The following is a 25892-nucleotide window of genomic DNA, read 5'->3' as shown; positions in this document are numbered from 1 at the left end:
CTGCAGTTTTTAAATCAGCAGTGTCTTTGCCCACTATAAGTAACATTTTTTTATAGCGATGGAGTGGGTTAGAAATAATTTCAATTGTTGGTTTATCAACATCAGGGTAGTCACGTAAAAAATCACCACAACAAGTAACAGCAGCACCTGCGGTACAGACACAACCAGTACAAAGCGAAATAAACAAAGCAAATACATTTTTTGAAGATACCTTTACTCGTGACGTAATGAGCAGCCCTGTGTATCAAACTTACATGGGTATTAAGCAAGATTACGACAAGTGGGACGATGGTAGCGAAGCTAAAAAATTAAAAGATTTTGCACAAACCAAAGCTGATTTAGTAACGCTTAATAGCATTAATCGTGCTCAGCTTGATGATGCAACTAAAGTAAGTTACGACTTAAAAAAGCAAGATCTTGAAAACTCAATTGCTGACTTCAAATGGCGTTACCACAGTTACCCGGTAAACCAAATGTACGGCACTCACTCTATGATCGCGGCATTTTTAATTAACCAGCATCAAGTAAGTGATGTAAAAGACGCTAAAGCGTATATATCTCGCTTAAACGGTGTGCCAGCAGTATTTGATCAGTTAATTACTGATTTAGAAGTACGTGCTGAAAAAGGCATTATTGCACCTAAGTTTGTATTCCCGCATGTTATCGACTCAAGTAAAAATATTATAAAAGGCGCTCCATTTGAGCAAGGCGACGACTCTACATTGCTTAGCGACTTTAAACGCAAAGTTAATAAACTAGAAATCAATCAAAGCGAAAAAGACAGCTTAACAGCTGATGCAGTAGATGCTTTAAAGTCGGCTGTTAAACCTGCTTACTCTAAACTGATTAATTATATAGCCCAACTTGAAAAGCGCGCAGATAACCGCGACGGTGCATGGAAATTTCCTGATGGCGAAGCGTTTTATAACAATGCGTTAAAGCGCACCACTACCACAGACCTAACAGCAAAAGAAATACACGCTATTGGCCTTGCTGAAGTAGCTCGTATTCATGACGAAATGCGCGCCATTAAAGATAAAGTAGGTTTTAAAGGCGATTTAACCGCTTTCATGCAGTTTATGAAAACCGACAAGCAGTTTTATTTACCAAATACTGATGCAGCTAAAGAGCAATATATTAGCCAAGCAACCGACCTAATTAATAATATGAAGTCGCGTCTTGATGAGTTATTTATTGTAAAACCAAAAGCCGATATGATTGTAAAACGCGTTGAAGCATTTCGTGAAAAAGCAGCTGGCAAAGCGTTTTATCAACAACCTGCACCAGATGGCTCTCGTCCAGGTGTTTACTACGCCAACCTTTACGACATGGAAGCTATGCCCACTTACCAAATGGAAGCACTAGCCTATCATGAAGGCATTCCGGGGCATCATATGCAAATTGCAATTTCGCAAGAGCTAGAAGGCGTGCCTAAGTTTCGTAAATTTGGTGGCTACACTGCTTATATTGAAGGTTGGGGTTTATACTCTGAGCTAGTACCAAAAGAAATGGGCTTATACGAAGACCCATATTCTGACTTTGGTCGCCTTTCGATGGAATTATGGCGCGCAGCACGTTTAGTGGTTGATACAGGTATTCACGCTATGCAGTGGAACCGCCAACAAGGTATTGATTACTACGTAAATAACACACCTAATGCGACCTCTGACGGGGTTAAAATGGTTGAGCGTCACATTGTAATGCCATCGCAAGCAACTGCTTATAAAGTGGGTATGCTGAAGATTTTAGAACTACGTGAAAATGCAAAGCAGCAACTAGGTGATAAGTTTGATATTCGCCAGTTCCACGACGTAGTGCTTAAAAATGGCCCTGTACCACTTAACGTACTAGAAAACTTTGTTAATCAGTGGATAGCAAGTAAACAAGCTTAACTTGTAATAACTCAGTAACAATATAGAAGGTCGCTTATGCGGCCTTTTTTTGTTTTATAAGCCAATTGTTTAAGCTAGAGTAGGTAACCTGAGCTCCGGATAATAAAATTAAATATAACTATGATTCAATACATTAGTAAATCTCTTAACCAGTGTTCTGGCTAGGTAATAATAAACTAAGGAGATAAGCCATGGAATTATGCATACAATTACTTAACGCACGCCTTGCTAAGTATCAACTCGACGAGCTTGATAACGACTTTAAGCAGTTAACCCCTGCTCAGCAAGCAAGCCAATTAATGCACTTGTATCAAAGCGCGCAGCGAATGAGTGTTAAATATAACTTTATGCAAAATGTGGCAATCCGTATTTTAACCAATAACCCTTTACCAACATCGTTTATTAGCCAACTAAGCACCCTAGACGCATTAAGCTTTTTTACACCTGCACTTAAAGTTAACAAGGGTTTTTTGGCGCAAAATGAGGCCGGTAACACTGTGTTGCATACTGTATTTAAACACCCTGATGCAAATAATTTACCGTTTAACTATGTACGTTCGTTAATGTTATTTGAATCTAACGATGACTTACTAAAAGCGCTGGCACAGCCTAACCTGCAAGGGTTAACGCCAGTTGCCTGTTATATTGCTTATGCAAATAAACCGACTACGCCAATAAAGCATGAGTTCTCGGCGCTACTCGCATTAATGGAAATGGAGCAAAAGCAAAATGCACAAGCAAAACAGCAATTATTAAATGTATTACAAAGCAATACGGTAAACGAAACCACGCTTTTATTAAGCGCTGCCTATTTACAGCGCTCAATAACTCAAGTGATTAATTTACTTAGTCAGAAAGATAATATTCCACACTCGTAACCACGCGAATATTTTTGATTTGCGGCGTATTAGAGTCACGATCACTAATGCTAAATTGCCCTTGGCGAGCCGTTTTTATTTTACCTAATTTTGAATTTGAGTCTTTGGCAAATTTAGTCGCAACTTCACGGGCTTTTTCGGTGGCCTCTTGTACCATTGCTGGTTTAATGTCGTTTAAACCAGTGAACATATACTCCACACGGGTTTCGTAGTTATCTTGCACTATGGCAATATTTTGCTTAGCCAGCTGACTTACCTTGCTCAGGGCATTTTTTACTTTGTCGGGCGCATTTGAATAAACAATAATATTAGAGCGCACTATATATCTAAATTGTTGATTTTCGCTGCCGTATTCGCGAGCTTGTTTATCTATAATTGATTGGCTGCCAGTGCTAATTTCTTCATCATCAAAGCCGTGTAACTTTAAAAATGCAATTACTGCATCGTTTTTACCCTCAACTCTACTCACTAACGCTTCTAAGTTATTGTCGGCATCACTAAATTGCAGTGGCCAGATCACGGTATCGGCCAGCACTTCTTGCTCAGCCAATCCTTTTACTTGTACGGTACGTTCCATACCTTTGATATCAAGCGCAGCACCTTTTAAAATAAATCCTAAGCTAATTAGGCCTATACTTAAACAAATAGCCGCAATAACAATATTAAAGTTAGATGTTTTATTCATTAAAACTCCCTTGTTAAGCGCCTAAAACAACCCTAAACGCTCGAAAATATAATATAAACAGAGTACATTGTGAAATTACAGATAGCAAAGATTAATCAGCATAGGAAAAGCCATGAGTCTCAAGCGTATCAGTCAGTTTTTTAACCCAAGCTCGGTAGCCGTTATTGGTGCATCTAACACGCCAACCCGCGCTGGCTACGTAGTTATGCGTAACTTATTGCAAAGTGGTTTTAAAGGGCCAATTATGCCAGTAACACCAAACCACACTGCGGTGCATGGTGTACTGGCATACCCTAGTATTGATGCCCTACCAAAAGTACCTGATCTCGCGGTTATTTGTACCAATAAAAACACCTTAGACCTTATTATTGAGCAACTTGGAAAACTGGGCTGTCATAATGCCATCATCATTGCTGACGGCTTAAGTAACGCACAAAAACAAACTTTAAAAGAGTGCGCACGTAGCCATCAAGTTACGCTGTTGGGCCCAAATTCTTTAGGGTTATTAATTCCTCATATTGGCCTAAATGCCAGCTTTTCACATACCGTAGCGAGCCCTGGCAAACTCGCTTTCGTTTCACAATCGGCGGCAGTGTGCTCAACCATTTTAGATTGGGCAAAAAACAAAGAAATTGGCTTTTCTTACTTTGTGTCAATGGGCGATTGTCTGGATATTAAATTTACTGAATTGCTCGACTTTTTAGGTCGCGATGCTAAAACTACGGCTATTTTGCTCTACATAGATAACATTGAGGACAGTCGCAGCTTTATTTCAGCCGCTCGAGCGGCTGCTTTTAGCAAACCCGTAATTGTAATTAAAACGGGCAGGACCCATGCGGGCGCTATTGCCGCTGAAGCTCAATCGGGAATAGCGCATAGCTCAGATGCGGTATACGATGCTCTATTTCAGCGCGCGGGTATGTTAAGAGTAAACGATTTACGCGAGCTATTTGCTGCAACGCAAACATTAGCCATGCACCCAAAATTATTAAAAGTAGAGCAGCTCACTATTTTAACCAATGGTGGCGGCCCTGGCGTAATGGCAGTAGATGAGCTAATACAAAGTTCAGGTAAATTAACGCAATTGAGTGAAGAGACATGTGATGCACTCAATAAAGTAATTCCTCGCTCAGAGAAGGCCTCAAACCCGGTGGATATTTTTGGTGACTCAGCCCCGAGCCGCTATAAGCAGGCGTTAGAAATTCTACTTAAAGCTCCTGAAGTAAAAAACTTACTGATTATTCACACTCCATCTGCGCTAGCACCTAGCGAAGACTATGCAAATATTATTGTTAAAACCTTACAAGCACTCCCAAAAATGGCGCGCCCGTATGTTATTACTAACTTTACCGGTGAAGATGCCGCCTATGCTGCTAGGCGTGTTTGCGCTAATAACGCGATCCCAACTTATCGTACTCCCGAGGGCGCTGTTGGGGCCTTTATGCACTTAGTTAGTTATCGACGCAATCAAAAGCATTTAACCCAAACACCTGAGTCGAATACCGTAGATACAAAAATTAATAAGTCGGCAGCTAAAGCCTTAGTAAATGAATTTTTAGAAGAAGGACAAAGTTATTTACCGACCCATCAAGCGAGCCAAATTTTAAGTCATTACGGTATTGAGTGTATTCAAACCGAAGTGGCTTACACGCCAACAGAAGCAAAAGAGCAAGCCATTGAGTTAGGGTTTCCGGTGGCGCTAAAATTAATTAGCCCAAGCATTCCTTCAAAATCTGAAGTGGGTGGCGTAGTGCTTAACTTAAATGACGCTCAAGAAGTAGAGCAAACTGCTTTTTCGATGTTATTAAGAATAAAGAACACTTATCCCGATGCAATTATTGATGGTTTTTCGCTACAAAAAATGGCGCCGCGTGCCGGAGCCAACGAGCTGCGAATAGCAATAAAAACAGAGCCTAATTTTGGTCCCGTTATTTTACTAGGAGAAGCAGGCACCGGCCTTGAATACGCACAAGCAGCAGTAGCTTTGCCCCCGCTAAATATGAACCTAGCAAAATACTTAATTGCCGCGGCGCACGATAAAGGCGTACTAAAGGATCGTATTCTACCTGAAAAAGTAGATAAATATCGGCTCTGCGCACTGCTTACTCGCATCTCGCAGTTAGTAATTGATCAGCCCGACATTAGTTCCTTAGAGCTCAACCCTATATTAGCCAGTAATGGGCAATTTTTAGTGCTGGACGCCACCATGACCATTAACCGCTATCGAGTGCAAACGCACCGTAAACGTTTATCTATTCGCCCCTACCCGATTGAATTGGTAGAGGGCGTAACGTTAAAAAATAATACCCAAGCGACGCTGCGCCCAATTAAACCAGAAGATGAGCAAGCACATCAGCAGTTCGATCAGTCTTTAACTAAAGAGGATCGCTATAAACGATTTTTTGGGGAGTTAAGGCAGTTTAATCACGACCAACTCGCTAAAATGACGCAAATAGATTACGACCGTGAAATGGCCTTTATTGTATCTCAAACATATCAAGGGCAGCCTCGTACTCTTGGCGTCTCGCGCGTTATTATGGATCCTGATAATTTACAGGCCGAATTTGCCGTTGTAGTGCGCTCAGACTGCCAAGGCCTTGGCCTAGGTCGTATATTAATGACAGCTGCAATTGAGCACTGTAAGCGCCAAGGAGTTAAATCTATTGAAGGGATTACTTTACCAGAGAATACCGGCATGATTGAGCTTACGCGTAAATTGGGCTTTAAAATAAGCCGCGACTTTGAAGAAGGCAGTATAAATATGGTACTTAAACTATAAATGAACTATATACGAAAACTTAGACAAAAAATTGCGCACACTTTTGAAGCCTCTGGAGAGTATCAGCGCGCGGGGCACATACTTGATGTAATGCTGGTTTGTCTCATAATGGTCAACGTAGTTGCCATTGTCCTTGAGTCTGTATCGAGTATTGCTAAGCAGTACCATGAAGAATTTTTCTTATTAGAAATTGTTTCCATAACTATATTTTCTATTGAATACATAATACGGCTTTGGACCTGTGTAGACAGAGTTAAATATGCAGCTATTGAGGGCTCAAATACCAAACGACGCTTGCACTATATTTTTTCGCCTTTAGCATTAATTGATTTAATTGCTATATTACCTAGCTTATTGATGTTTTTCTTTATGCTAGATTTGCGCTTTTTACGAGTTTTAAGGTTACTGCGAGTATTTAAGTTAACCCGTTATTCGCGTGCTATGCAGTTGCTGTTACAAGCATTTATTGATGAAGGCAGTACACTTTTAGCGGCATTTTTTATTATGGCCGTGGTGCTTATTTTAGCCTCTTGTGGTATTTACTTGCTTGAACACGATATACAGCCCGATAAATTTGGCTCTATCCCTGCGGCAATGTGGTGGGCTATGGCAACGCTAACTACCGTAGGTTACGGCGACGTAGTGCCCATAACACCTATTGGTAAACTATTTGGTGGGGTAATAACCCTAGTGAGTATGGGAATGGTTGCAGTGCCTACCGGTTTACTTGCATCGAGCTTTTCAGAGCAAGTACGCAAACGCCGTCAAGTATTCGAAAATGCAGTACATGAACAGATCACTAACGGCACTCTCAGCGAGGAGCACCTCAGTCACCTTGAAGATCTGCGTTACAAACTAGGGCTGAGTAAACTAGAGGCCAATAAAGCCATAAAAGTTCAGCTTAACGAGCGCAGCGAACACATGTTTTGTAGAAACTGTGGCAAGCGCCCATAAATAGGTTAAAAGTAGTTGTCAGCTTTTAGCTGGCAACTGCACACTAAGGGTTTTCCTTTAATCTTGCTTAAACACGTCGCTCCAATCGCGAGTAATTAAAGGAATAACAGCATTTGTGGGCACAGGTTTACTAAATAAATAACCTTGAAAATAGTCGCAACCAAGTGCTTTTAAAAATACTAATTGATGGGTACTTTCAATGCCTTCTGCCACACATTCTTTATTTAAGCTGTGGGCTAAAGTAAGCGTAGATTGAATAATTGCCTCATCATTAGAATCAACCCCTATATCTTGTACAAAACTACGGTCAATTTTTAATACATCAATAGGAAAGCGCTTCAAATAAGTTAACGATGCGTAACCTGTACCAAAGTCATCCATATAAAGCCTACAACCTAGTTGTTTTAACATATCCATACTCGATAAGGCCTGCTTTGAATCGCGCATTAATATTGATTCTGTTATTTCAAATACAATCGCCTTTGAAGGGATAGCTGCTTTAATTAATGCCTTTTTAATTTCAGGCACCAAGTGTTCAAATTCAAAATCGAGTGCCGATAAGTTAATCGACAAATATAACTCGGGAGCAATTTTGCGCCAAGCCACTAACTCTTCTAAAGCACGGCCCAATGTTTGCAGCATTATTTTTGTAATTAAACCAATACTCTCTGCCGCTAACGAAAACTCTTGAGTGTTCACTAATTGATTTTTTGGCCAGCGTAGCAATACTTCAAAGCCTTCGGTTTTTTGGCTATTAGCACTTATAATAGGTTGATAATAATTACAAAATTCATGCTCTTGATACGCTTTAGTTAACTGCGATTCTAGGTGCAGTGCTTTTTGCACCCGTTGATTCATCTCTTGCTTATAAAACTTATAGCTCCCTTCTAAATTATCTTTAGCGTGGTATAAAGCAATATTGGCAGCTTTTAATAGATCTTTATATTGCTGCGCATCATCTGGATATGTGGCAACACCAATGCTTAAATTAATATTAATTACTTGGCCATTAAGGGCAATATTTTTATTAACACAGCCCATTAATTTAGTGCAAACGAGCAATACCTCTTCTATTTGTTGTATATCTTCCACCAACACAACAAATTCATCACCACCAAATCGAGCTACGCTATCGCTGGGGCGTAAGGTACTTTTTAATCGCTCTGCCACTGTTTTAATCAATTCATCGGCAACTTCTCGCCCTAACGAATCATTAAAGTGTTTAAAGCGTTTAATATTAATATGCAGCAAAGCAACCTTACTGTTATGGCGCTGTGCTTGCTCAATGGCATGTATTACACGGTCATTAAATAATGCCCTATTTGGCAGGCTAGTTAGCTGATCGTAGTTGGCGAGTATATGCAGCTCATTTTCTGCTAATTTTTGTGCATTAATATCGGTTAAAATAACAACGTAACTGGTTAGTCTGTGTTCGTTATCGGCAACTGCACTTATTTTAACAAGCACGTGGCGTTGCTCGTTATTAACCAATGTTACTGTGTCTTCGCAAGAAAAGTGCTCCCCTACATTGAGCTTTTGCATAATGCGCAAGTAATCAAAGCGGCTGCTGCGCGAAATTCCTAAATTAAGTACTCGACTAGAGCGTGGCTCAGCTGGGAAGTTAAACGCTGTTTGTAAGGATTTATTAGAGGCGCGTATATTAAAGTTTTTATCGAGTATAAATACCCAATCGCGAGTTTGCTCAAAGGCTGCTGCGAATAAGCGAGCATGCTCTTCAAACACCATTTCACGGGTCATATTGGTGTAAGTTCCGGCCACTTTTTGCGGTAATTTATTATGCCACTCTACTACTTTGCCAAAGTCTTTGTACCAGCGCCAATGCCCTTTTGCATGCCTAAGCCTGTAGGTACAATTAAAAGATCCTTTATCTGTAGATAAAAACTCTAACCACTCCAATCTAAATAAAGGTCTGTCTTGTGGGTGTATTTTTACTAAATAGTCATCTAAATTTACGCATTCAACGCTGTAGCCTAATTCATTTATTAACCGCGGTTGATAAATACTAAGGCTGCTTGACTGCCAGTCCCAAACCCCGGATTCACTGCCCTCTAGTGCCAGTTTTAAACGCGCTTCGCTTTCTTTACTTTCTTTGTGAGCTGCCAATAAAATACGCTGTACTTTATTGCGGCGCATTACCCAAGCAACCACTAAAGCAATTAACAATAATGCATATAGCACCACAAAATAAGGGGCACGCCATAGTGGGTATTTCACTTTTATTTTTAAACTAGCGGGCGACGTATATTCGCCGGTTAATGGGTCTTTAGCCCACACTTTTAATTGGTAGTTACCCGGATTTAATTTTGGAAATAACACTCTGTTGTTACGGGTATAACTTTTTTGCCCGTTATCGAGCTGATACTCATAAATAATCCGCTCTTGAAAACTAAACGACATTGCCGAAAAAGCTATTTCTAAACCTATATCGTCATGATTTAATGTTATTTCTTCAAGGGGTTGCTGTAAATTAAGCGACAAGTTTCGCGACATTAAATTGATCCGAGTAATATTAACGTGATCAATTAACGCTTTGGTGTTTTGATTGTTCATTGGGTGAAAATAGGTAAAGCCTTTTAGGCTACCATAAGCAATACGCCCATCTTTTAAATGTGCCATAGCGCCGCTGTTAAATTCTGCAGAGAGCAGCCCTTCTGACGTAGTAAATTGCTGAAAATGCAGTGTAGTCGGGTTTAAACGCCAAATGCCTTTATGACTACTCATCCAAATCATGCCATCGTCATCAAGCACCATATCGTACAATAAGGTACCCAATTTGTTTTTGTCTAAATCAATAGTATGAACAAGTTCATACGTTAAGGCATCAATGCCAATCAGGCCAAAGTTGGATAACGAGAGCCATAAAATATTATTACGATCAACTTCATACGACAGCACATTTATGGCAACATTTTCATGTTGTTTAGGAACCTTATATATTATTTTTAGAGTTAAACTGTGAGGATTAACTTGATATAAAATCCCACCACTAAAAAATAAAGGTTTATCTGGTTGTGTCGATAATGGTGGTAAAAACCCATGCGCTAAAAAAGGGTCAAACTGAGTAAACTCGCCCTCTAACTGGGTTAGTTGCTGGGTATTAATATTATACATAAGCATGCCATGATCTGAGTGCACATAGTACAAGTTACCATCGGGCATTAAAGTAACACCATGAACCCAGCCGGTGATCAGCTTTTGGTTGCTCGGATTTTGTGTTTGCGGCTCAGTTAATTGCAGGCTAACAGGGTCAAAAATAAATAAACCTCTGTTGGAGTGCAGCCATAATTTATTTTTATAAGGCATTATTTTATAAATAGTAAATTCAGTGGTTAGCAAATCAACTTTAAAATCTTGTAAATACGTTTTGCCTATATTTGTTTTTAAATCAACTTCAGTTAAACCATTATGCGTAGCTAGCCATAGCTTGTCTTTATACTCAGTAATACCCCAAATAGAATGATGCGATAAGCCGTCACCGCCAAGCATGCTGCCCTCAACATTGGTAAACTGATAGTTATTATTGGCTAAATAAAACGCCCCATCTGTTTTAGTGGCCACCCATGTTCCACCAGAATTATCTTTAACCATATCAATAATACTGGTATCGGCTAGGGTATATTTACTTTGGTTAATGCGGGTGTTTTTTATTATTTCCCCCGTTTTTAAATTAAACTTGAACAACCCTTTATCAGTGGCTAAATCAATTTTTTCATGGTCATTTGTAATTTGCCAAATATTTAAATTATCAAGCAATACACTATTGTTAAATGCCACATCGGGGCGCTCAAACATGCTCGATAAATTACTAATATCAACTTGGTACAACCCTTTAACAGCGCCCACTAATAGCTGATTATTGTTAGCAATAGCAAATGACTTCACATTATTTTGGTAAATATGCTCAGCCTCTGCGCGTAAATGCTCTAATGGCCGCACTTTTTCACTGGCAATATCAAACACATAAGCACCATGACTAGTACCAATAAATATATAGCCGTTATAATAAAATAGCTTTCTAACTAGGGTGCTTTTGTATTTACTCGGAAGCTCAAAAATAGTGGTTATTTCACCACTTTCAATATCAAGCTTTGCAAAGTCACGGCCTCGGCCAATCCAGAGGGTTTTATCATCTATTGCTAACATGCTAAAAACAGATTGATTAATTATCTGCTCTTCGCTTAGCGGCTTTTCTAAAAACTGTTTATAAGAATCGGTAGCTGGATCATAGCGAAATAGCCCTGCCAGCAGTGAGGCAATCCAAATATGCCCTTGGGTGTCTTGATATATGCGGTCAATAATAGCTTCTTCAAGCTCACCATTAGGCCCGTTAATTGGCATTACTTGGTAGCCATCATAACGGTTAAGGCCACCTTCTGTTGCCAGCCATAAGTAACCGTTATTATCAATAAGCATAGTATTAACATAGCTTTGAGATAGCCCCTCACTAGGAGATAAACGCTTCACTTGTGCGTTTATTTGGCTGCTCATTATTAGCATAAGTGCGAGCAAGCAACTTATTGTTCTGTTAATAGCTTTACCCATTCTTGATCCCACTTATTATGTTGCTTTTGATAGGTATTTGACAGCGACGATATACGATATTGGCACACACCAAAAGCACTACTAAGGAATGATTATATGTTAACATCGAGTTAAAACCAATAGTGCGGTATAAATCAGGTCTACTTTTAGAGATGAATGTATAAATCCTATAAACTAAAGAGGTTTTAAATCAACTCGAGCTGCTCAAGTAAGCACAACATTAGCCTAACATTAGTGCTAAATACCTTTCAAATTGTTGCTTTAAAGAAGCTTGCTCTGCAATAGGGCGGCTATGGAGGGTGTTATATATTTGCTCACGTGTTTTTTTCCCGCGCTTAATTTGATACGCCCAAAAAGAAGCCTCATAATCTAACTGAATTTGATACTTTTGTTCACGAGGTAAATTACATAAATTAAAACTCACAGTAACTCCTATTACTTACTAAAGATGTTTTATTATACTTATAAATAGTTATGAATGCTGCTTTAATAAAGCATCTAGGCCAACAAGCTTAGTCAGCTAAATGCTATATTATGTTTGGGGATTTAATAGCTTATTGGCTCAGATAATTACGAATTTAATCAACAAAGGGCACGCCCCCTAACTAAAAGTCAAAACCTTGCTGATTAATTAATTCGCTAGCGGCAGTAACGTCTAGTTTTTTTTGTATAAAACGCTTGTAGCGCTGCTGGCACAAATTTAATACTTTTTTCTTTTGTGCGTTGGTTAACGAATTCCATAAAAAACGCTCATCGCGGCTACGATAACAACCTTTACAATATCCCCTATTATTAACCAAACAAATACTCTTGCAAGGGCTTGGAATATCAAATATTTCAATTTGTTGCATTGCCCCTCCCCACACTTATAAAGATACAGGTTAAGTATAGCGTTATTTACTCAAAGAGCAGCTTTGTGAGTAATTAGCTCTGGACGTTTAGTAAATCTCTTAACCAGATAAAATGTAGGTATCAGCCGGGGCATAAACCACAGCCCAACATGCGCTGAAGCTGTAATACAAATTTACTTCGCTTTAGCTAAAGTGCCGTAACAAAAAGCAGCTTTAGCTATTAGCTTTCAGTAATAAAAATACTTTAAATAAATACTGAGTGACTTTTATCGCTTACTAAAAGCTAAAATATAATCGCCAAAAACTGCCTTTAGCTTTTAATGCTCACAACTTTTAATATTTACTTCTGCTTTACGATGATATGGCTTTGCATACATAGCTAATACCAAAGGTTTAAGCTCTTCGGGCACTTTATCCATACGTTTTGCAAACTTTGCTGCGTCGGCTTTATTAATGACCGCTTCTGTACAGCCGCCTGCTATAAAGTTACCTGGGTGCAAATAAAATGAATCTATTATTTGTTTATCTATTGTTTTAGCCAGCTCATCTGCGCTGTCGCAATGTGACTCTATCGGCTGTCCAAAAGCTAAATGAATATGTCCTTTAGATGAGCTAAAACCTTCAACAATACTGGCTATGTCTTCACCTACAGATTTTACATATTGACCATGGTGTTGTTTATGATAAAGCTCTTTTGCTTTAGCAATTGCGCAGGGTTCGTATTGATACGATATTGATACCGGCACTATTTTTAGCTCTTTAATATAATCGCCAAATTCTTTTTTTTGCTTACGCCCATTTAGTTGTAGCATCTTTAGTAGTGCCGGATCGGTTTGATCTACACCGTCTTTTGCTCGCCCTTCTTTTTGCGCTATCCAAATAGAGTTTCCTGCTGTTAGTGAGTCATAAATATAGGAAGATAACTGCGTTAATGCTTTAAGCATTTCTTTAGGGGCTTTTGCAGATCGCTTTACTATAAAGCTTTTATTTAATCGCATAAGCTCAGTGATATAGGGTCTTTGCAATAAATTATCTCCTATTGCAATGCGCACTGTTTTCATTTTATGTTGAAACAATCCCCAATTTACTAAAGCCGGATCGAGCACAATGTCACGATGATTCGATATAAATAAATAGGCCTGATTAGGGTCTAGTTTATCCAACCCTGAAAAAGTGACTTCTGACGTAGTGCGTTTTACTAACTTATTTAAATACTTTGCAACTTCATTTTGTACATCTTCAACGCTATTAATTTGGCCCCATTTTTTACGTAGTTGCTGTCTAATTAATGGTCGTGCAACAAATGGAATTGCCGATAAAATGCGTGGTAAATTGTACTTTGCAATTACATCAATAAATGCATTATCGTCAATTAAACGCTTCAGCGAAGTGGCAACTTCATCATCATTGTAAGGTCTTATGTCAGCGTACTTATCTTCTAATTCAATCATTTAGCGCATCTACAAAGTTAAAAACGGCACGCCAAAGCGCACCGTCGTGTCTAATTTTGATTATAACTCAATCAAAAATACGAAACTAGCAATACTAAAGTTCGATTTACCTAGTTCAAATAGAGTTATAGTTTAGTCGGCAAGTTTATAAGTTTGCACACTTGATGCAACTTACATTGCCCTGTTGTTATTTATAGTGAATATTAGTTAAAGCAAATAGCTTTACTAAAGCTGCATGGCGACGGCAGTACAACAAAATAGCCGTAAAGGGTAGCATGTAACAACTAACCTAGTGGGCAGACCACATTTAAGTTGGCCTACGTTTTTACGACTTTAAAATTAACAAAGTGTATGCTTTATAGTACTTTAGTGTATTAATCTTGCATACGTATGCTGCGCTGTATTTGCTTTCATTAGTACTGCAAATATTTCCAACCTCAAATCAAGCAATGCAAGCATTGCAAATAACTCTCTTAAATGGGGTTTAATTTTAGGAAAAAATATGAAAATTACTATTCTCGATAATGCGACTCTTGCTAAAACATCACTTGATTGTATTGCTCAATTAGGTGAGCTTACCGTTCATGAATTAACAAGTGCGGAGCAAGTTGTTGCTCATAGTAAAAATGCTGACGTTTTAATTACCAACAAAGCAGTTGTAAACCGTGAAACTATGAGCCAATTAAAATCACTAAAGCTAATTTGTGTTAGTGCCACTGGTACTAATAATGTAGATTTAGTAGCAGCTAAAGAGCTTGGTATTGCAGTAACTAACGTTGCCGGCTATTCAACCCCCTCTGTAGTACAACATACCTTTTCTTTAATCACTAATTTATTAGGTAATACACATCGCTACCAAGCAGACTGCCAGCAAGGTGCATGGCAAAAAAGTGAAATGTTTTGCCGTCTAGATTATAGCTTTAACGATTTACAAGACAAAACATTCGCTATTATTGGTGGTGGAACCCTTGGTAGCGCGGTTGCAACGGTTGCTAGCGCTTTTGGCGCAAATGTAATTACTGCCGAGCGCAAAGGGACACAGTGCCGTGAAGGTCGTATCCCTTTTGAACAAGCAATTAAAACCGCCGATATAATTAGTGTGCACTGCCCATTAACCGATGAAACTCGCGATCTAATTACACTCAATGAGCTTAAAATGATGAAACCAAGTAGCATTATCATTAATACTGCACGTGGCGGCATTATTAACGAAGCAGACTTAGCAACCGCTCTTGAGCAAAACTTAATTGCAGGTGCCGGGGTTGATGTGCTGACTAAAGAGCCCGCTGAACTAACTAACCCACTGGCTAATTATAAAGGCAATAACTTACTGCTTACGCCACATATTGCTTGGGCAAGCACAGAGTCAATTGTACGTTTGGTAAATGAGGTAAGTTTAAATATTGTGGCGTTTACGCAGCAGCAATCACGTAATCGCTTAGTGTAATACCTTGCTGTAGTGCCCTGCTGTAATGCCCAGCTGTGTAGCTCTAAAAAGCGCTACACTTTTTTAAATGTGTTCATCCGAAAATTAACTATTAAACGCCAATAACGTTGGCGTTTACTTTACAAATAAAAGTTTAATTAGCGGGCAACAACTTGATTACGGCCACCCTCTTTCGCTGCATATAAACCTAAATCAGCTTCTTCTAAAAGTGCCTGCTCAGTTTCAATACTTGCGTTTTCAGTACTAGCTACACCAATACTAATAGTTACATGCTCAGCATTAAGCGATGCTTTATGCGCTATATTTAATGCATTAACAGCATTACGTAGCTTATTTGCAAAGCCTGTCGCTTCAGCTTTATCTACACCGGGTAAAACGGCTGCAAACTCTTCTCCGCCATAGCGTGCAATAAAGTCACTGCCACGCTCACATTGTGCCGCAAGTGCTTGAGCCACCGCTTTTAAGCAGTCATCGCCAGCTCGGTGCCCATAAGTATCGTTGTAACGCTTAAAGTGATCTATATCCATAAGTAGCACTGAAAGTGGTGTGTTGTTGCGCTTACTTTTACGCCATTCACGAGATAGGTTTTCGTCTAGGTTGCGTCTATTGGGTATTTCGGTTAGGCCATCAATCGAAGCTAACATTTCAAGCAAATCATTTTTTTGCTTAATAAGCAGTTGATTACGTACTCTTACGCGCACAATTGATGAACAAAATGGCTTAGTTATATAATCCATTGCGCCTAGTTCTAAACCTTTAGACTCGTCATCATGGCTGCTATTTGCCGATATAAAAATAACCGGGATCATTTGCGTTGCTGAATCTTCTTTTAATTTAACCAGTACTTCGTAGCCATTCATCCCTGGCATAACAATATCGAGTATAATTAAATCAACTTGTGTTGTTTTTATAAAAGTAAGCGCTTCGTCACCACCTTTAACTAAAAACACCTCATGCTCATCGCTAAGTGTTTTTTCGAGTACAATTCGATTAAGAGCATCATCATCAACAATTAATACTTTAGCTTTTTTTGACATCCATTGCCCCTAAAACGTTTATAAAAACAACCACCTGTTCTAACTGCATAATAAGCTCTTTCGTTGTTATTTCAACAGCTTTATCGGTTGTTTTAAGATCTTTTTCAGTTTGCTGTGCACATTGCGACAGTCGACTAAAGCCTAAATTACCCGCTACGCCTTTAATACTATGCGCTATACGAATTAAGTCATCTTTATTATTACTTATTTTGAGCTGCGCTAATTGAGTTTTGCACACACTAGCAAATTTACCGATCATAGTGTTAAGCAGTGTTTCGTTTAAACTAAACTGAGTTAAAGCAAATGAGTACTCAAAAAAGCTCGGCTTATAAGGTGCTAAATCGGTTATTGCACCTATAAGCACTTCTGCAACCACAGGTTTAGTTAAATGCTTATTCATGCCACACGCTAAAGAGCGTTCAATATCTGCAGGCTCACAATGAGCGGTTAGTGCAAAAATAGGTAATTGCTCTGCACTATACTGCTGCCTAATTAAAGTTGTTGCTTGGCAACCATCTAAATGAGGCATTTGCACATCCATTAAAATTAAGTCTGGCATTAAATTCGGTAATAATGCCATACCATCAATGGCACTGGTGGCTGTAACCACATTAATTTTTGCTTGGCGTAACACGCTGCTAATTATTTCTAAGTTTAATTGATTATCATCAATCGCTAACACTAACAGACCCGACACACTTGGGTTTAATTTCGTTGTATTCGTTATTTTTAAAGCTGACTCTAAATTTAAATTAAACAATCGCTGTGCAAGCGCTGACGTTTTAATATGCTGTACAGTTAAACCCATGCTGATCGGCAAATTTAACCTTGGTTGATTACTTACAACAATAAGCGTAATTGCTTTTGCAAATAAAATATCTTTAATTACAGCTACCGCTAATAAAGCAGGTAAATCTGCTGCACCTATAATTAATTGCTTGGCTTTTAAATGCTCCCGAGGAGATTTTAATATTTGCTCTAAATTAGTATAAGTAAGCGTAGGGAATGCATTTATAACCTGAGTTAATTCGTGACTATCCGCTGATAAAATAACTAATGTATTATCAGGTAGCTGCTTACAAGCAGGTACAACATCTAATAAAACACTAAAGTAAAACTCACACCCTTCGCCTTTTTCACTATTTAGCGCTATTTCGCCACCCATTAACAGCACTGCCGACTTTACAATAGCCAGCCCTAAGCCCACGCCATGATGAGTTCGCGTAGATGACTCATCCCCTTGGGTAAAGGCATCGAATAAGCGCCTTTGATCGGCTTTATCTATGCCAACTCCGGTATCTATTACCTTAAAGCAAATATGTTGTTGCTCTGAGGTATCGCTTGGTAATAAATCCATTTTAAGGGTAATACTACCGGTTTTAGTAAATTTAACAGCATTAGTTAATAAGTTACCTAATACTTGCTGTAAGCGAATGCTGTCGCATATAAGGTTGGGGGCAATTAAGGGATCAATATCAATAATTAATTCAATCCCTTTGTTTTCACATAAAGGTGCCGTTAAACTTTCACAAATATCAACCAACTCAACAATGCTAAATGGCGCGAGTTTTAACTGCGCTGCCACACTTTCTACCCGTGCAAAATCCAGCATTCTGTTAAGCATTAACAACAAGCTGTGTGCTGCGTGCTTAGCTTGCGCGGTTTGTTCTAATTGTTTTGGCGTAAGTCCTTGCTCAATAAGCATATCAAGTAAACCAAATACCGCATTTAGCGGTGTGCGGATCTCATGACTTAAATTAGCAATAAATCGACTTTTTGCTAATGTGGCGCGCTCTGCATCATGTTTTGCTTTGGTTAATATACTTATATCTTGAATATGAATAACATAATACAGCGGCTCGGCATTTTCATTCCACACTAACGACACGCTCAGCTGTAACCAATCTGCCAGTTCGCCGTGCGCTAAAGTTAAATGGTATACCCGTTTTTTATTATTTAGTAATTGCGCTAACGTGGCTTTAATTTCTTGCCATTGGGGGTTACTAAACACCCGATTTAAAGGCGCTCCCGCCAATAAATTTTGTTCAGAAGATAGCTCTCTAGCCGCTTTATTCGCTTGTAAAATAGTATGATCAAGCGAAAGTAACACCACTCCATTAGCCGCAAACTCTATCGCACTTCTAAATTTAGTTTCTGATTCTTTTAATGCATGTAGGGTTTGCTGTTGCTCGGTTATGTCGCGGCCAATCCCCATAACGCCTAACAGTTGTTGCTGTTCATTATAAAATGGCGCTATGGTTAATAAGTAAGAGCGTTCTGCGCTATCAATACGTTGTTGAATTTGCGTGCGATTGTGTAGTACTTGTTGCTCTAGCTTACTAATTTTTTTACTATCGCTGCTCTCATTTTCTATTAATTTACCAACTAGCTCAGCTTGCTTTTTACCAATAAATGTTTCAAAAGCTTTATTACAACCTAAAAATAAGCCATCAATACTTTTAAAATAAATAAAGTCAGGAACGTTATTAAGTACAGTATTAAGTAAAGCTAAATGACGCTCTTTGGCTTCGTAGCTGCTGGTTAGTTTTTCAGACTGTAGCTGCAATTTTTTATCTAAATCTTTATTAACGTTCTGTAGGGATTCGACCAGCTGAGTATTTTTAGCAAATATAGCTTTTACCTTTAAAAACCATGGCTGCCAATTTAAAGGAATTTTATAGTTTAACTGCTCGCCAGTTACAGTGTCGTTATGCTCTAGATAACGCATTAAAAAGGTCATCGGCTTGATAAAAATACGCTGGCTCAACCAAAAAAACACGCTAAACATAATGCTTAAAAACACGGTTAAAAATATAAATTCTATCGCTGTTTCGTAAATAATCGGCGCAGATAACTGCTCTATTGGCTCATGGTAGGCAGCATGTATAGGGTAGTTACCAATTGGCTGCATTAAAAACTGATTACCTTTAATTTCCTTAGTATTATTGTGCTCTATTAATACTGCCGGCCAATATTGATTTAACTTAACAGCTTTGTTTATCAACTTTTGTGAGCTGGCAATAACCTCATGATACTGATTCATAAATATATATTCGCCTTGCTGCGGCGATACTTTTTTTAGCCAATTAGAAATAGCTTGTAAGTCATAAATAAGAACTATGTAATCTTGGGAGTTAATATCTTGTTGTCGGCCAATGGCAAAGTAGGCTTTATTAGCAACCTTAATAATTTGGCTAGAGCTGAGTTGCTCGGTTAAAAGTGGTGGTTTAAATTTGCCTTTTAAAATATCAGTTAAAAAGGCACTTTGGCTACGATCTCGCCTGGCAACGTAAGCAAAACCTTGCTCATCAACATAAGCAACTGCACTTAATGACTGTATTAGCGCTAACGTGGTGTTAAATGAAGGGGCTAACATAACGACTTTTTGCCAGCGTAATAAGGCACTTTGCGATTGAGAAAATTCGCCAGCACCTACTATTTCGCCATTTAAATTACTTAAATACCGATAGTAATAGTCATCATACTGATTAACGTGCAATGGCATTGTGCTATCTGCTGAATGCGGCTTAGGTTGGTGATACAAATTAAACATAGCGGTAAATAAATTATTTACCCCAGCCATAGTATGTTCAATTTGCGCCGATACATTAGCAAAATCGCCATGGCGCTTTTCTATCGCACGTTCAACCTTAATATTGTAAAGGTGCAAACATAATAATAAAGCCACAAACAAAGGCACGGCCAAAGCCACAACTAAAGAGCGGTAATAATCTTTTAAGGGTAAAAACTTCAACTGTTTGCCTGTTTTATGGCTCAATAATCAGCTAATAGACTAGCGAGCCATAATGTTAAGCGCAAGTTATAAGTTTTCTTCAGCGAATGAAGCTAGGCGACTACGTACCACACCATTGAGGTTTATTGTTGCGCTACCTTCAAAGTTTTTAAAGCGCTCCACAATATAAGTTAAGCCCGAAGTAACCGGTGTTAAGTAGTTACTGTCTATTTGTGCCAAGTTACCGGTACAAATTAGCTTAGTACCTTCGCCGCAACGGGTAATAATGGTTTTTAATTGTGCCGCCGTTAAGTTTTGGCTTTCATCTAAAATAACTACTGCATTTTGAATACTGCGACCACGCATAAAATTTACCGACTTAAACTGAATATTGGCTTTTTCCATAATATAATTACGGCTTGAAATTGGATTTTCGTCGCCCTTATGTAATACCTCTAGGGTGTCGGTAATGGCCGCTAGCCATGGCGCCATTTTTTCTTCCTCAGTGCCGGGTAAAAAGCCAATTGACTCGGCTATTTCTGGCGTATTACGCGTTACTATTACTTTGTCGTAAATGCCTTTTTCGATCACCATTTCTAGTGCACTAGCAAGCGCCAATAAAGTTTTACCACACCCCGCAGGGCCGGTTAAAATAACCAGTTCTATGCTGGTATCTAATAAAGCATCGAGTGCCATACCTTGGTAAATATTTTTTGGTTTAATACCCCATGCACCTTGGTTCATTAATCGCTCATAACCTATATCTTTTAAGGTTATATGCTCCTCATCGTACGATTTAACTCGCGCTGCAAACTGATCCCCCTCATCAATTAAATACTCATTATAAAATACATCAGGGATTAAGTTTTTAGCCACATGATGCAAGGTCTCACGGCCATATTGCTCAGTATTACATTGGCCAACATGCTGCCAAAAGTCTCCGGCTATTTTTTTGTAGCCGCTGGTTAGTAAGCTAATGTCGTCTATAAGCTGATCGGTGCGGTAATCCTCAACATAATTAAGCCCTGCACCTTTGGCTTTTAAGCGCATGTTTATATCTTTAGTGACTAATATTACTTTGCTATTTGTGTGCTGCTTTTGTAAATGCACTGCACAGTTAATAATGCGATGATCGTTTTCATTGCCTGGCAGGCCAGAAATAGAGTCGGCAAATAAATGATCGTTTACAATAATTAAGGTGCCGTTTGATGCTGTTTTCGCTTTTTTATTGCTAGGAAGGGCTACGCCTTGGAGCATTTGCTCTGGTGTGGCATTTTTTAATATTTCATCTAAACCACGAATAGCCACGCGAGCATCACGGCTTACATCGTGTTTTCTATCTTTTATATGATCAAGCTCCTCTAACACTGTCATCGGAATAACTACATGGTGCTCTTGAAACGATAAATACGCGAGGGGTTCGTGAAGCAATACATTGGTATCTAGCACATACATTTTACTTTTAAGGTTCGAAGCATTTTCCATAGCACTTTCCTTACTTTTTATGATGAGTATGCTATACCAAACTAACTAAGTGCTTTTGAGTAGTGATGGCTCGTTAGTTACTTAGGTATAATTTTAGTTTAGTCTATTTGTCATAAAAGTCCGTTTTATTACAAACTCGATTTTGTTTTAATTAAACCTTAAAACTAAAGTAATTGACTGACTAAAATAGTGCATTTTAAAAGTTAATTAAGTAGGTTTTGCTAAGGAAATATTTTTAATGCTGCTAACGCTCAAAGTAATAGCTGCAGAGCTATTTATTATCTTACTGTGTACTTATTTACCCAAAAAAGATCCAGATGTTAGCCGTTTTGTTAGGAATAATTCACACTTACCGAATTAATTAAAAGTGAGGCTAATAGCGCCTTGCAGTGGTGTTGTCTAACAGGTAACATAGCCGCCTTTTTCTTCATAGACGAGACATATATGAATTTTTCCTTAGGTCAGCGTTGGATCAGTGATACAGAGTCAGATTTAGGATTAGGCACAGTTGTTGCCATTGAGGGCCGTCAGGTCAGCATATTATTTCCTGCTAGTGGCGAAAGCCGCGTTTATTCTTGGGCAGAAGCACCCGTAACCCGTGTGTCATTTAATCCTGGCGATGTGATCAAAAGCGTTGAAGAGTGGGAATTAGAAGTTGAGTCTATTGAAGTGCAAGGCGAGCTACTTTGTTATCACGGTACTCGTGTTGATAATGGTGAAGCAGCCAAACTAAAAGAAACCTTTCTAGATCATTTTATTAAGTTTAACAAACCTCAAGATCGTTTATTTGCCGGCCAAGTAGATCGTTTTGATCGTTACACGCTACGCTACCAAACATGGTTACATAAATTTGAACGTGAACAGTCGCCTATAAAAGGCTTAATTGGTCAGCGTGCTAATCTTATTCCGCATCAGCTTTATATAGCCCAAGAAGTAGGTAAACGTTTTGCACCACGCGTACTTTTATCAGATGAAGTAGGCCTTGGTAAAACAATTGAAGCGGGAATGATTTTACATCAGCAAATTATTAGTGGCCGTGCCAGCCGTGTGCTTATTGTAGTACCCGAAAATCTGCAGCACCAATGGTTAGTAGAAATGCTGCGCCGCTTTAATTTACGTTTCTCTATTTTTGATGAAGATCGTTGCGACGAAGCCTTTGCCGACTCGCCAAATGTATTTGATACCGAACAACTGGTACTTACCAGCCTAGAGTTTTTAACCAAGAAAAAACGTTGGTTCGAACAAGCAACTTTAGCTGACTGGGATTTACTAGTAATAGATGAAGCGCATCATTTAAGTATTAATAATGGCAAGCCAAGCTCAGAGTATCAACGTATGGCCGAGCTTAGCCAAGATATTCCGGGCCTTATTTTACTTACCGCCACGCCAGATCAACTTGGTCATAGCAGCCACTTTGCTCGCCTACAGCTACTCGATCCAGACAGGTTTTACGACTACGACGTGTTTAAAGAAGAAGAAGCAAATTACAAAGACGTTGCCGAAGCTGCTAATCAATTACTCCAAGAGCAAGGCCTAGACGAGAGCGCTAAAGCGACTTTAATTGAGCTATTAAAAGAAACCGACATTACCGATATTCTGGCAAAAGCACAGCAAGGTGATTTACCCGCGCGTAAAGAAATACTTAACATGTTACTGGATCGCCACGGCACCGGCCGCATCTTATTTAGAAATAGCCGCAGCGGCATTGACGGCTACCCTAGCCGTATATTACACGCCTACCCTATGCCATTGCCAAAGCAATATAAAACAGCAATGACAGTACTGGGCAATATGAGCGGCATTCAAAACCCCGAACTTAGTGCACAGCGCGCACTATTCCCAGAAAAAATATTTCAAGAGTTTGAAGGCGAAAGCGCCAGCTGGGGAGCATTTGATCCTCGCGTAGATTGGCTAATCGACACTCTTAAAACCCTTAAGCGTGAAAAAGTACTGCTAATATGTGCTAAAGCCGAAACAGCTATCAGCCTTGAGCAAATACTACGTGAACGCGAAGCAATTAAAGCCTCAGTGTTTCACGAAGGTATGTCGATTATTGAGCGTGACCGCGCCGCTGCATTTTTTGCAGACGAGTACGACAACGCGCAAATACTGCTGTGTTCTGAAATTGGCTCTGAAGGGCGTAACTTTCAGTTTTCACATCATTTAGTGTTATTTGATTTACCACTAAACCCAGATTTACTAGAGCAACGTATTGGCCGACTAGACCGCATTGGACAAACTCAAGATGTGAACATTCACGTGCCATATTTTGAAAACACCGCCCAAGAAGTATTACTACGTTGGTACAACGAAGGCCTAGACGCATTCGAATCTACCTCGTCAACGGGACAAATGCTGTATAAAGAATTCCGTGATGACCTACTTGATTACATTGCAGCGCATAACTGCGACGAAGACGAGTTAGATCCATTACTTGAGCAAGTAGCACAAAAAAATGCGGTACTGCGCAAGCAAATGGAAAGCGGACGCGACCGTTTACTTGAGCTGCATTCATCGGGCCAAGGCGCAGCCGACTCTTTGGTAGCTGATATTGAAAAACTAGACAATCAGTTTGAACTGCCTAGTTACATGATTAACGTATTTGACACCTTTGGCGTAAGCCAAGAAGATAAAGGCGAAAATACCATTATCTTAAAGCCAACCGAGCATATGTTAAACGCCTCGTTTCCGGCATTAAGAGAAGATGGCATGACAGTTACATTTGACCGCGATACCGCGCTTTCGCAAGAAGACGTGCACTTTATTAGTTGGGATCATCCTATGGTGCAAGGCACCCTAGATATGATTTGTGACGACGATTTTGGTAGCGCATCGGTTGCTTTACTTAAAAACAAAAAACTACCACCAGGCACCTTTTTTGTTGAGCTTATTTTTGTAGCCGAAGCTATGGCACCAAAAGTATTACAAGTAGGACGCTTTTTACCACCTACGCCAATTCGTATTTTACTCGATAAAGCAGGTAATAACTTAGGTGAAAACGTCGCGTTTGACGGCTTTAATCAGCAGCTTTCTGCCGTTGGTCGCCAAACAGCCAGTAAACTAGCCGGCGCATTGCAAAGTGCTATTCACCCAATGATCAGCACCGCAAAAGACATGGCACAAGAAAAGCTTGAAGTTATTCGTGCTGCGTCACTGGCTAAAATGCAAACATCACTAAGTGAAGAGCAGCAACGATTAGTTGCCCTTAAGCAAATTAACCCTAATATTCGCCAAGAAGAAATTACCTTTTACGATAAGCAACGCACAGATTTGACTACCTACATTGAAAAAACCCAGTTAAAACTAGATGCGATACGCTTGATTGTGGTTTCGCACTAACGCTTTGACGATAAGCTGACAGCCGTTAGTAAAAAATTGCTAATGTGCGAATGAAGAAAGCGCGGTATTTTGAAGTGACCCCATAAAGTTGGATTCATTTCTAAGCAGCTAATAAAGCCTGATTTCGGTAGTGTATCGAACTCAGGCTTTTTATTTTCAACTTAATGCATGCGTTGTTGTAATAAAAAATTTATTACTGAGCTCACCTTAAAACTTGATAAAACCCAATAAAACGATTAGTTAAGTGCTATTCAACTCTTTCTAAAATCACTTGTAAATCACAACCACTCTTCTATATCTTGCCCACCCAAAACAGCCATTATTTCAACATCAGTTTCATAAACTCTGTAATGAATACTATCTGAGCCACAAACGGCACGTCGATAACCTTTACGAATATGAGCAACTGATTGGTAGGGATAAGGATTTGCAGCTAGCTTTTCAAACAGAGTAAAAAAAGCATAAAAATAAGTATCTGCTTGCTGCTGTGAATACTCCTTACAGCCATACTGATAAATACGACGTAAGTCTTCTTTAGCATCATTTGAGAGTTTAAACTTTCGCATTACTTAACATTTAGTTTAAATTCAGTCAGGATTTCATCAGCAGATTGATTAGTAAAGCCACTTTTTTCAGATTTAAGCAGTTTACTATTGATAGCTTCAGCCCTTCTTGCACGTCGAATTAAGTCATTCACTAATTCGCTTTTATTCGCGTAATCACCTACATTTTCAATGTGATTACGCAGCCATAAATCATTTTTCTCAGTGAGCGAAATGCTTTGCCTTGCCATAATAT

The 25892-nt window shown here is 39.1% G+C and carries 17 protein-coding genes and 1 pseudogene; 6 read left to right on the top strand and 12 right to left on the bottom strand.

What is annotated here, in order from left to right:
* On the bottom strand, window positions 1–187 hold a 187-nt coding region (locus H5079_RS08565; protein ID WP_259398055.1), incomplete at its 3' end, for a cellulose biosynthesis cyclic di-GMP-binding regulatory protein BcsB.
* On the opposite strand from H5079_RS08565, the pseudogene H5079_RS08560 reads away from it, so the two are divergent.
* Window positions 129–1892, top strand: a pseudogene (locus H5079_RS08560) (DUF885 domain-containing protein); the annotation flags it as partial. The gene H5079_RS08565 and the pseudogene H5079_RS08560 sit on opposite strands and share 59 nt — an antisense overlap.
* Window positions 1893–2083: 191 nt before the next feature.
* Entirely contained in the window at window positions 2084–2770 is a 687-nt protein-coding gene (locus tag H5079_RS08555) for a hypothetical protein (protein WP_182683906.1), read from the top strand.
* Here H5079_RS08555 and H5079_RS08550 read toward each other — a convergent pair.
* A complete protein-coding gene (locus H5079_RS08550) occupies window positions 2739–3455 on the bottom strand; it encodes an SIMPL domain-containing protein (RefSeq protein ID WP_179806947.1) in 717 nt (238 codons plus the stop codon). The genes H5079_RS08555 and H5079_RS08550 overlap by 32 nt on opposite strands.
* Window positions 3456–3567: 112 nt before the next feature.
* Here H5079_RS08550 and H5079_RS08545 point away from each other — a divergent pair, with 112 nt between their 5' ends.
* Entirely contained in the window at window positions 3568–6234 is a 2667-nt protein-coding gene (locus H5079_RS08545; RefSeq protein ID WP_182683905.1) for a bifunctional acetate--CoA ligase family protein/GNAT family N-acetyltransferase, read from the top strand.
* Entirely contained in the window at window positions 6235–7188 is a 954-nt protein-coding gene (locus tag H5079_RS08540) for an ion transporter (RefSeq protein WP_011329262.1), read from the top strand.
* 57 nt (window positions 7189–7245) lie between these two features.
* On the opposite strand, the gene H5079_RS08535 is transcribed toward H5079_RS08540, so the two are convergent.
* The 4 genes from H5079_RS08535 to H5079_RS08520 form a co-directional block, all read right to left on the bottom strand.
* A complete protein-coding gene (locus tag H5079_RS08535) occupies window positions 7246–11751 on the bottom strand; it encodes an EAL domain-containing protein (RefSeq protein WP_182683904.1) in 4506 nt (1501 codons plus the stop codon).
* Between the two features lie 220 nt (window positions 11752–11971).
* The gene (locus H5079_RS08530; RefSeq protein ID WP_011329264.1) at window positions 11972–12175 is read right to left on the bottom strand and encodes a DUF3283 family protein; all 204 of its coding nucleotides are present in this window, start codon (window positions 12173–12175) and stop codon (window positions 11972–11974) included.
* A gap of 181 nt (window positions 12176–12356) precedes the next feature.
* Window positions 12357–12602: a DUF1289 domain-containing protein gene (locus H5079_RS08525; RefSeq protein WP_011329265.1), complete on the bottom strand. Its 246-nt coding sequence runs from the start codon at window positions 12600–12602 to the stop codon at window positions 12357–12359.
* A 317-nt stretch (window positions 12603–12919) separates the two neighbouring features.
* Window positions 12920–14053 carry a 1-acyl-sn-glycerol-3-phosphate acyltransferase gene (locus tag H5079_RS08520; RefSeq protein WP_011329266.1) on the bottom strand — a complete coding sequence of 378 codons (1134 nt, stop codon included), beginning with the start codon at window positions 14051–14053 and terminating at the stop codon, window positions 12920–12922.
* A 502-nt stretch (window positions 14054–14555) separates the two neighbouring features.
* Between H5079_RS08520 and H5079_RS08515 the strand changes: the two genes are divergently transcribed.
* Entirely contained in the window at window positions 14556–15500 is a 945-nt protein-coding gene (locus H5079_RS08515) for a D-2-hydroxyacid dehydrogenase (RefSeq protein ID WP_182683903.1), read from the top strand.
* A 137-nt stretch (window positions 15501–15637) separates the two neighbouring features.
* On the opposite strand, the gene H5079_RS08510 is transcribed toward H5079_RS08515, so the two are convergent.
* From H5079_RS08510 to H5079_RS08500, 3 genes are all read right to left on the bottom strand, one after another.
* Window positions 15638–16537 carry a diguanylate cyclase gene (locus H5079_RS08510; protein ID WP_182683902.1) on the bottom strand — a complete coding sequence of 300 codons (900 nt, stop codon included), beginning with the start codon at window positions 16535–16537 and terminating at the stop codon, window positions 15638–15640.
* Window positions 16521–20291 (bottom strand): PAS domain-containing hybrid sensor histidine kinase/response regulator, encoded by a 3771-nt coding sequence (locus tag H5079_RS08505; RefSeq protein ID WP_182683901.1) that lies wholly within the window; start codon window positions 20289–20291, stop codon window positions 16521–16523. Before H5079_RS08505 ends, H5079_RS08510 begins: the two co-directional genes overlap by 17 nt.
* Before the next feature lie 66 nt (window positions 20292–20357).
* Complete coding sequence (locus H5079_RS08500; protein WP_086997728.1) at window positions 20358–21755, bottom strand: PhoH family protein; 1398 nt, start codon at window positions 21753–21755, stop codon at window positions 20358–20360.
* A 444-nt stretch (window positions 21756–22199) separates the two neighbouring features.
* Here H5079_RS08500 and rapA point away from each other — a divergent pair, with 444 nt between their 5' ends.
* Complete coding sequence (rapA, locus tag H5079_RS08495) at window positions 22200–25094, top strand: RNA polymerase-associated protein RapA (RefSeq protein ID WP_011329272.1); 2895 nt, start codon at window positions 22200–22202, stop codon at window positions 25092–25094.
* Between the two features lie 100 nt (window positions 25095–25194).
* Here rapA and H5079_RS18515 read toward each other — a convergent pair whose 3' ends face one another.
* From H5079_RS18515 to H5079_RS08485, 3 genes are all read right to left on the bottom strand, one after another.
* A complete protein-coding gene (locus tag H5079_RS18515; protein ID WP_404936205.1) occupies window positions 25195–25284 on the bottom strand; it encodes an IS3 family transposase in 90 nt (29 codons plus the stop codon).
* 88 nt (window positions 25285–25372) lie between these two features.
* A complete protein-coding gene (locus tag H5079_RS08490; RefSeq protein ID WP_182683900.1) occupies window positions 25373–25660 on the bottom strand; it encodes a type II toxin-antitoxin system RelE/ParE family toxin in 288 nt (95 codons plus the stop codon).
* Window positions 25660–25887: a hypothetical protein gene (locus H5079_RS08485; protein WP_011329274.1), complete on the bottom strand. Its 228-nt coding sequence runs from the start codon at window positions 25885–25887 to the stop codon at window positions 25660–25662. The genes H5079_RS08490 and H5079_RS08485 overlap by 1 nt, the downstream gene beginning before the upstream one ends.
* Window positions 25888–25892: the final 5 nt, after the last annotated feature.

Origin of the sequence: Pseudoalteromonas sp. SG44-5, from assembly GCF_014164175.1 — a bacterium.
Classification (GTDB): Bacteria; Pseudomonadota; Gammaproteobacteria; order Enterobacterales; family Alteromonadaceae; genus Pseudoalteromonas; species Pseudoalteromonas nigrifaciens.
This window is presented reverse-complemented; position numbering and strand designations above follow the sequence as displayed.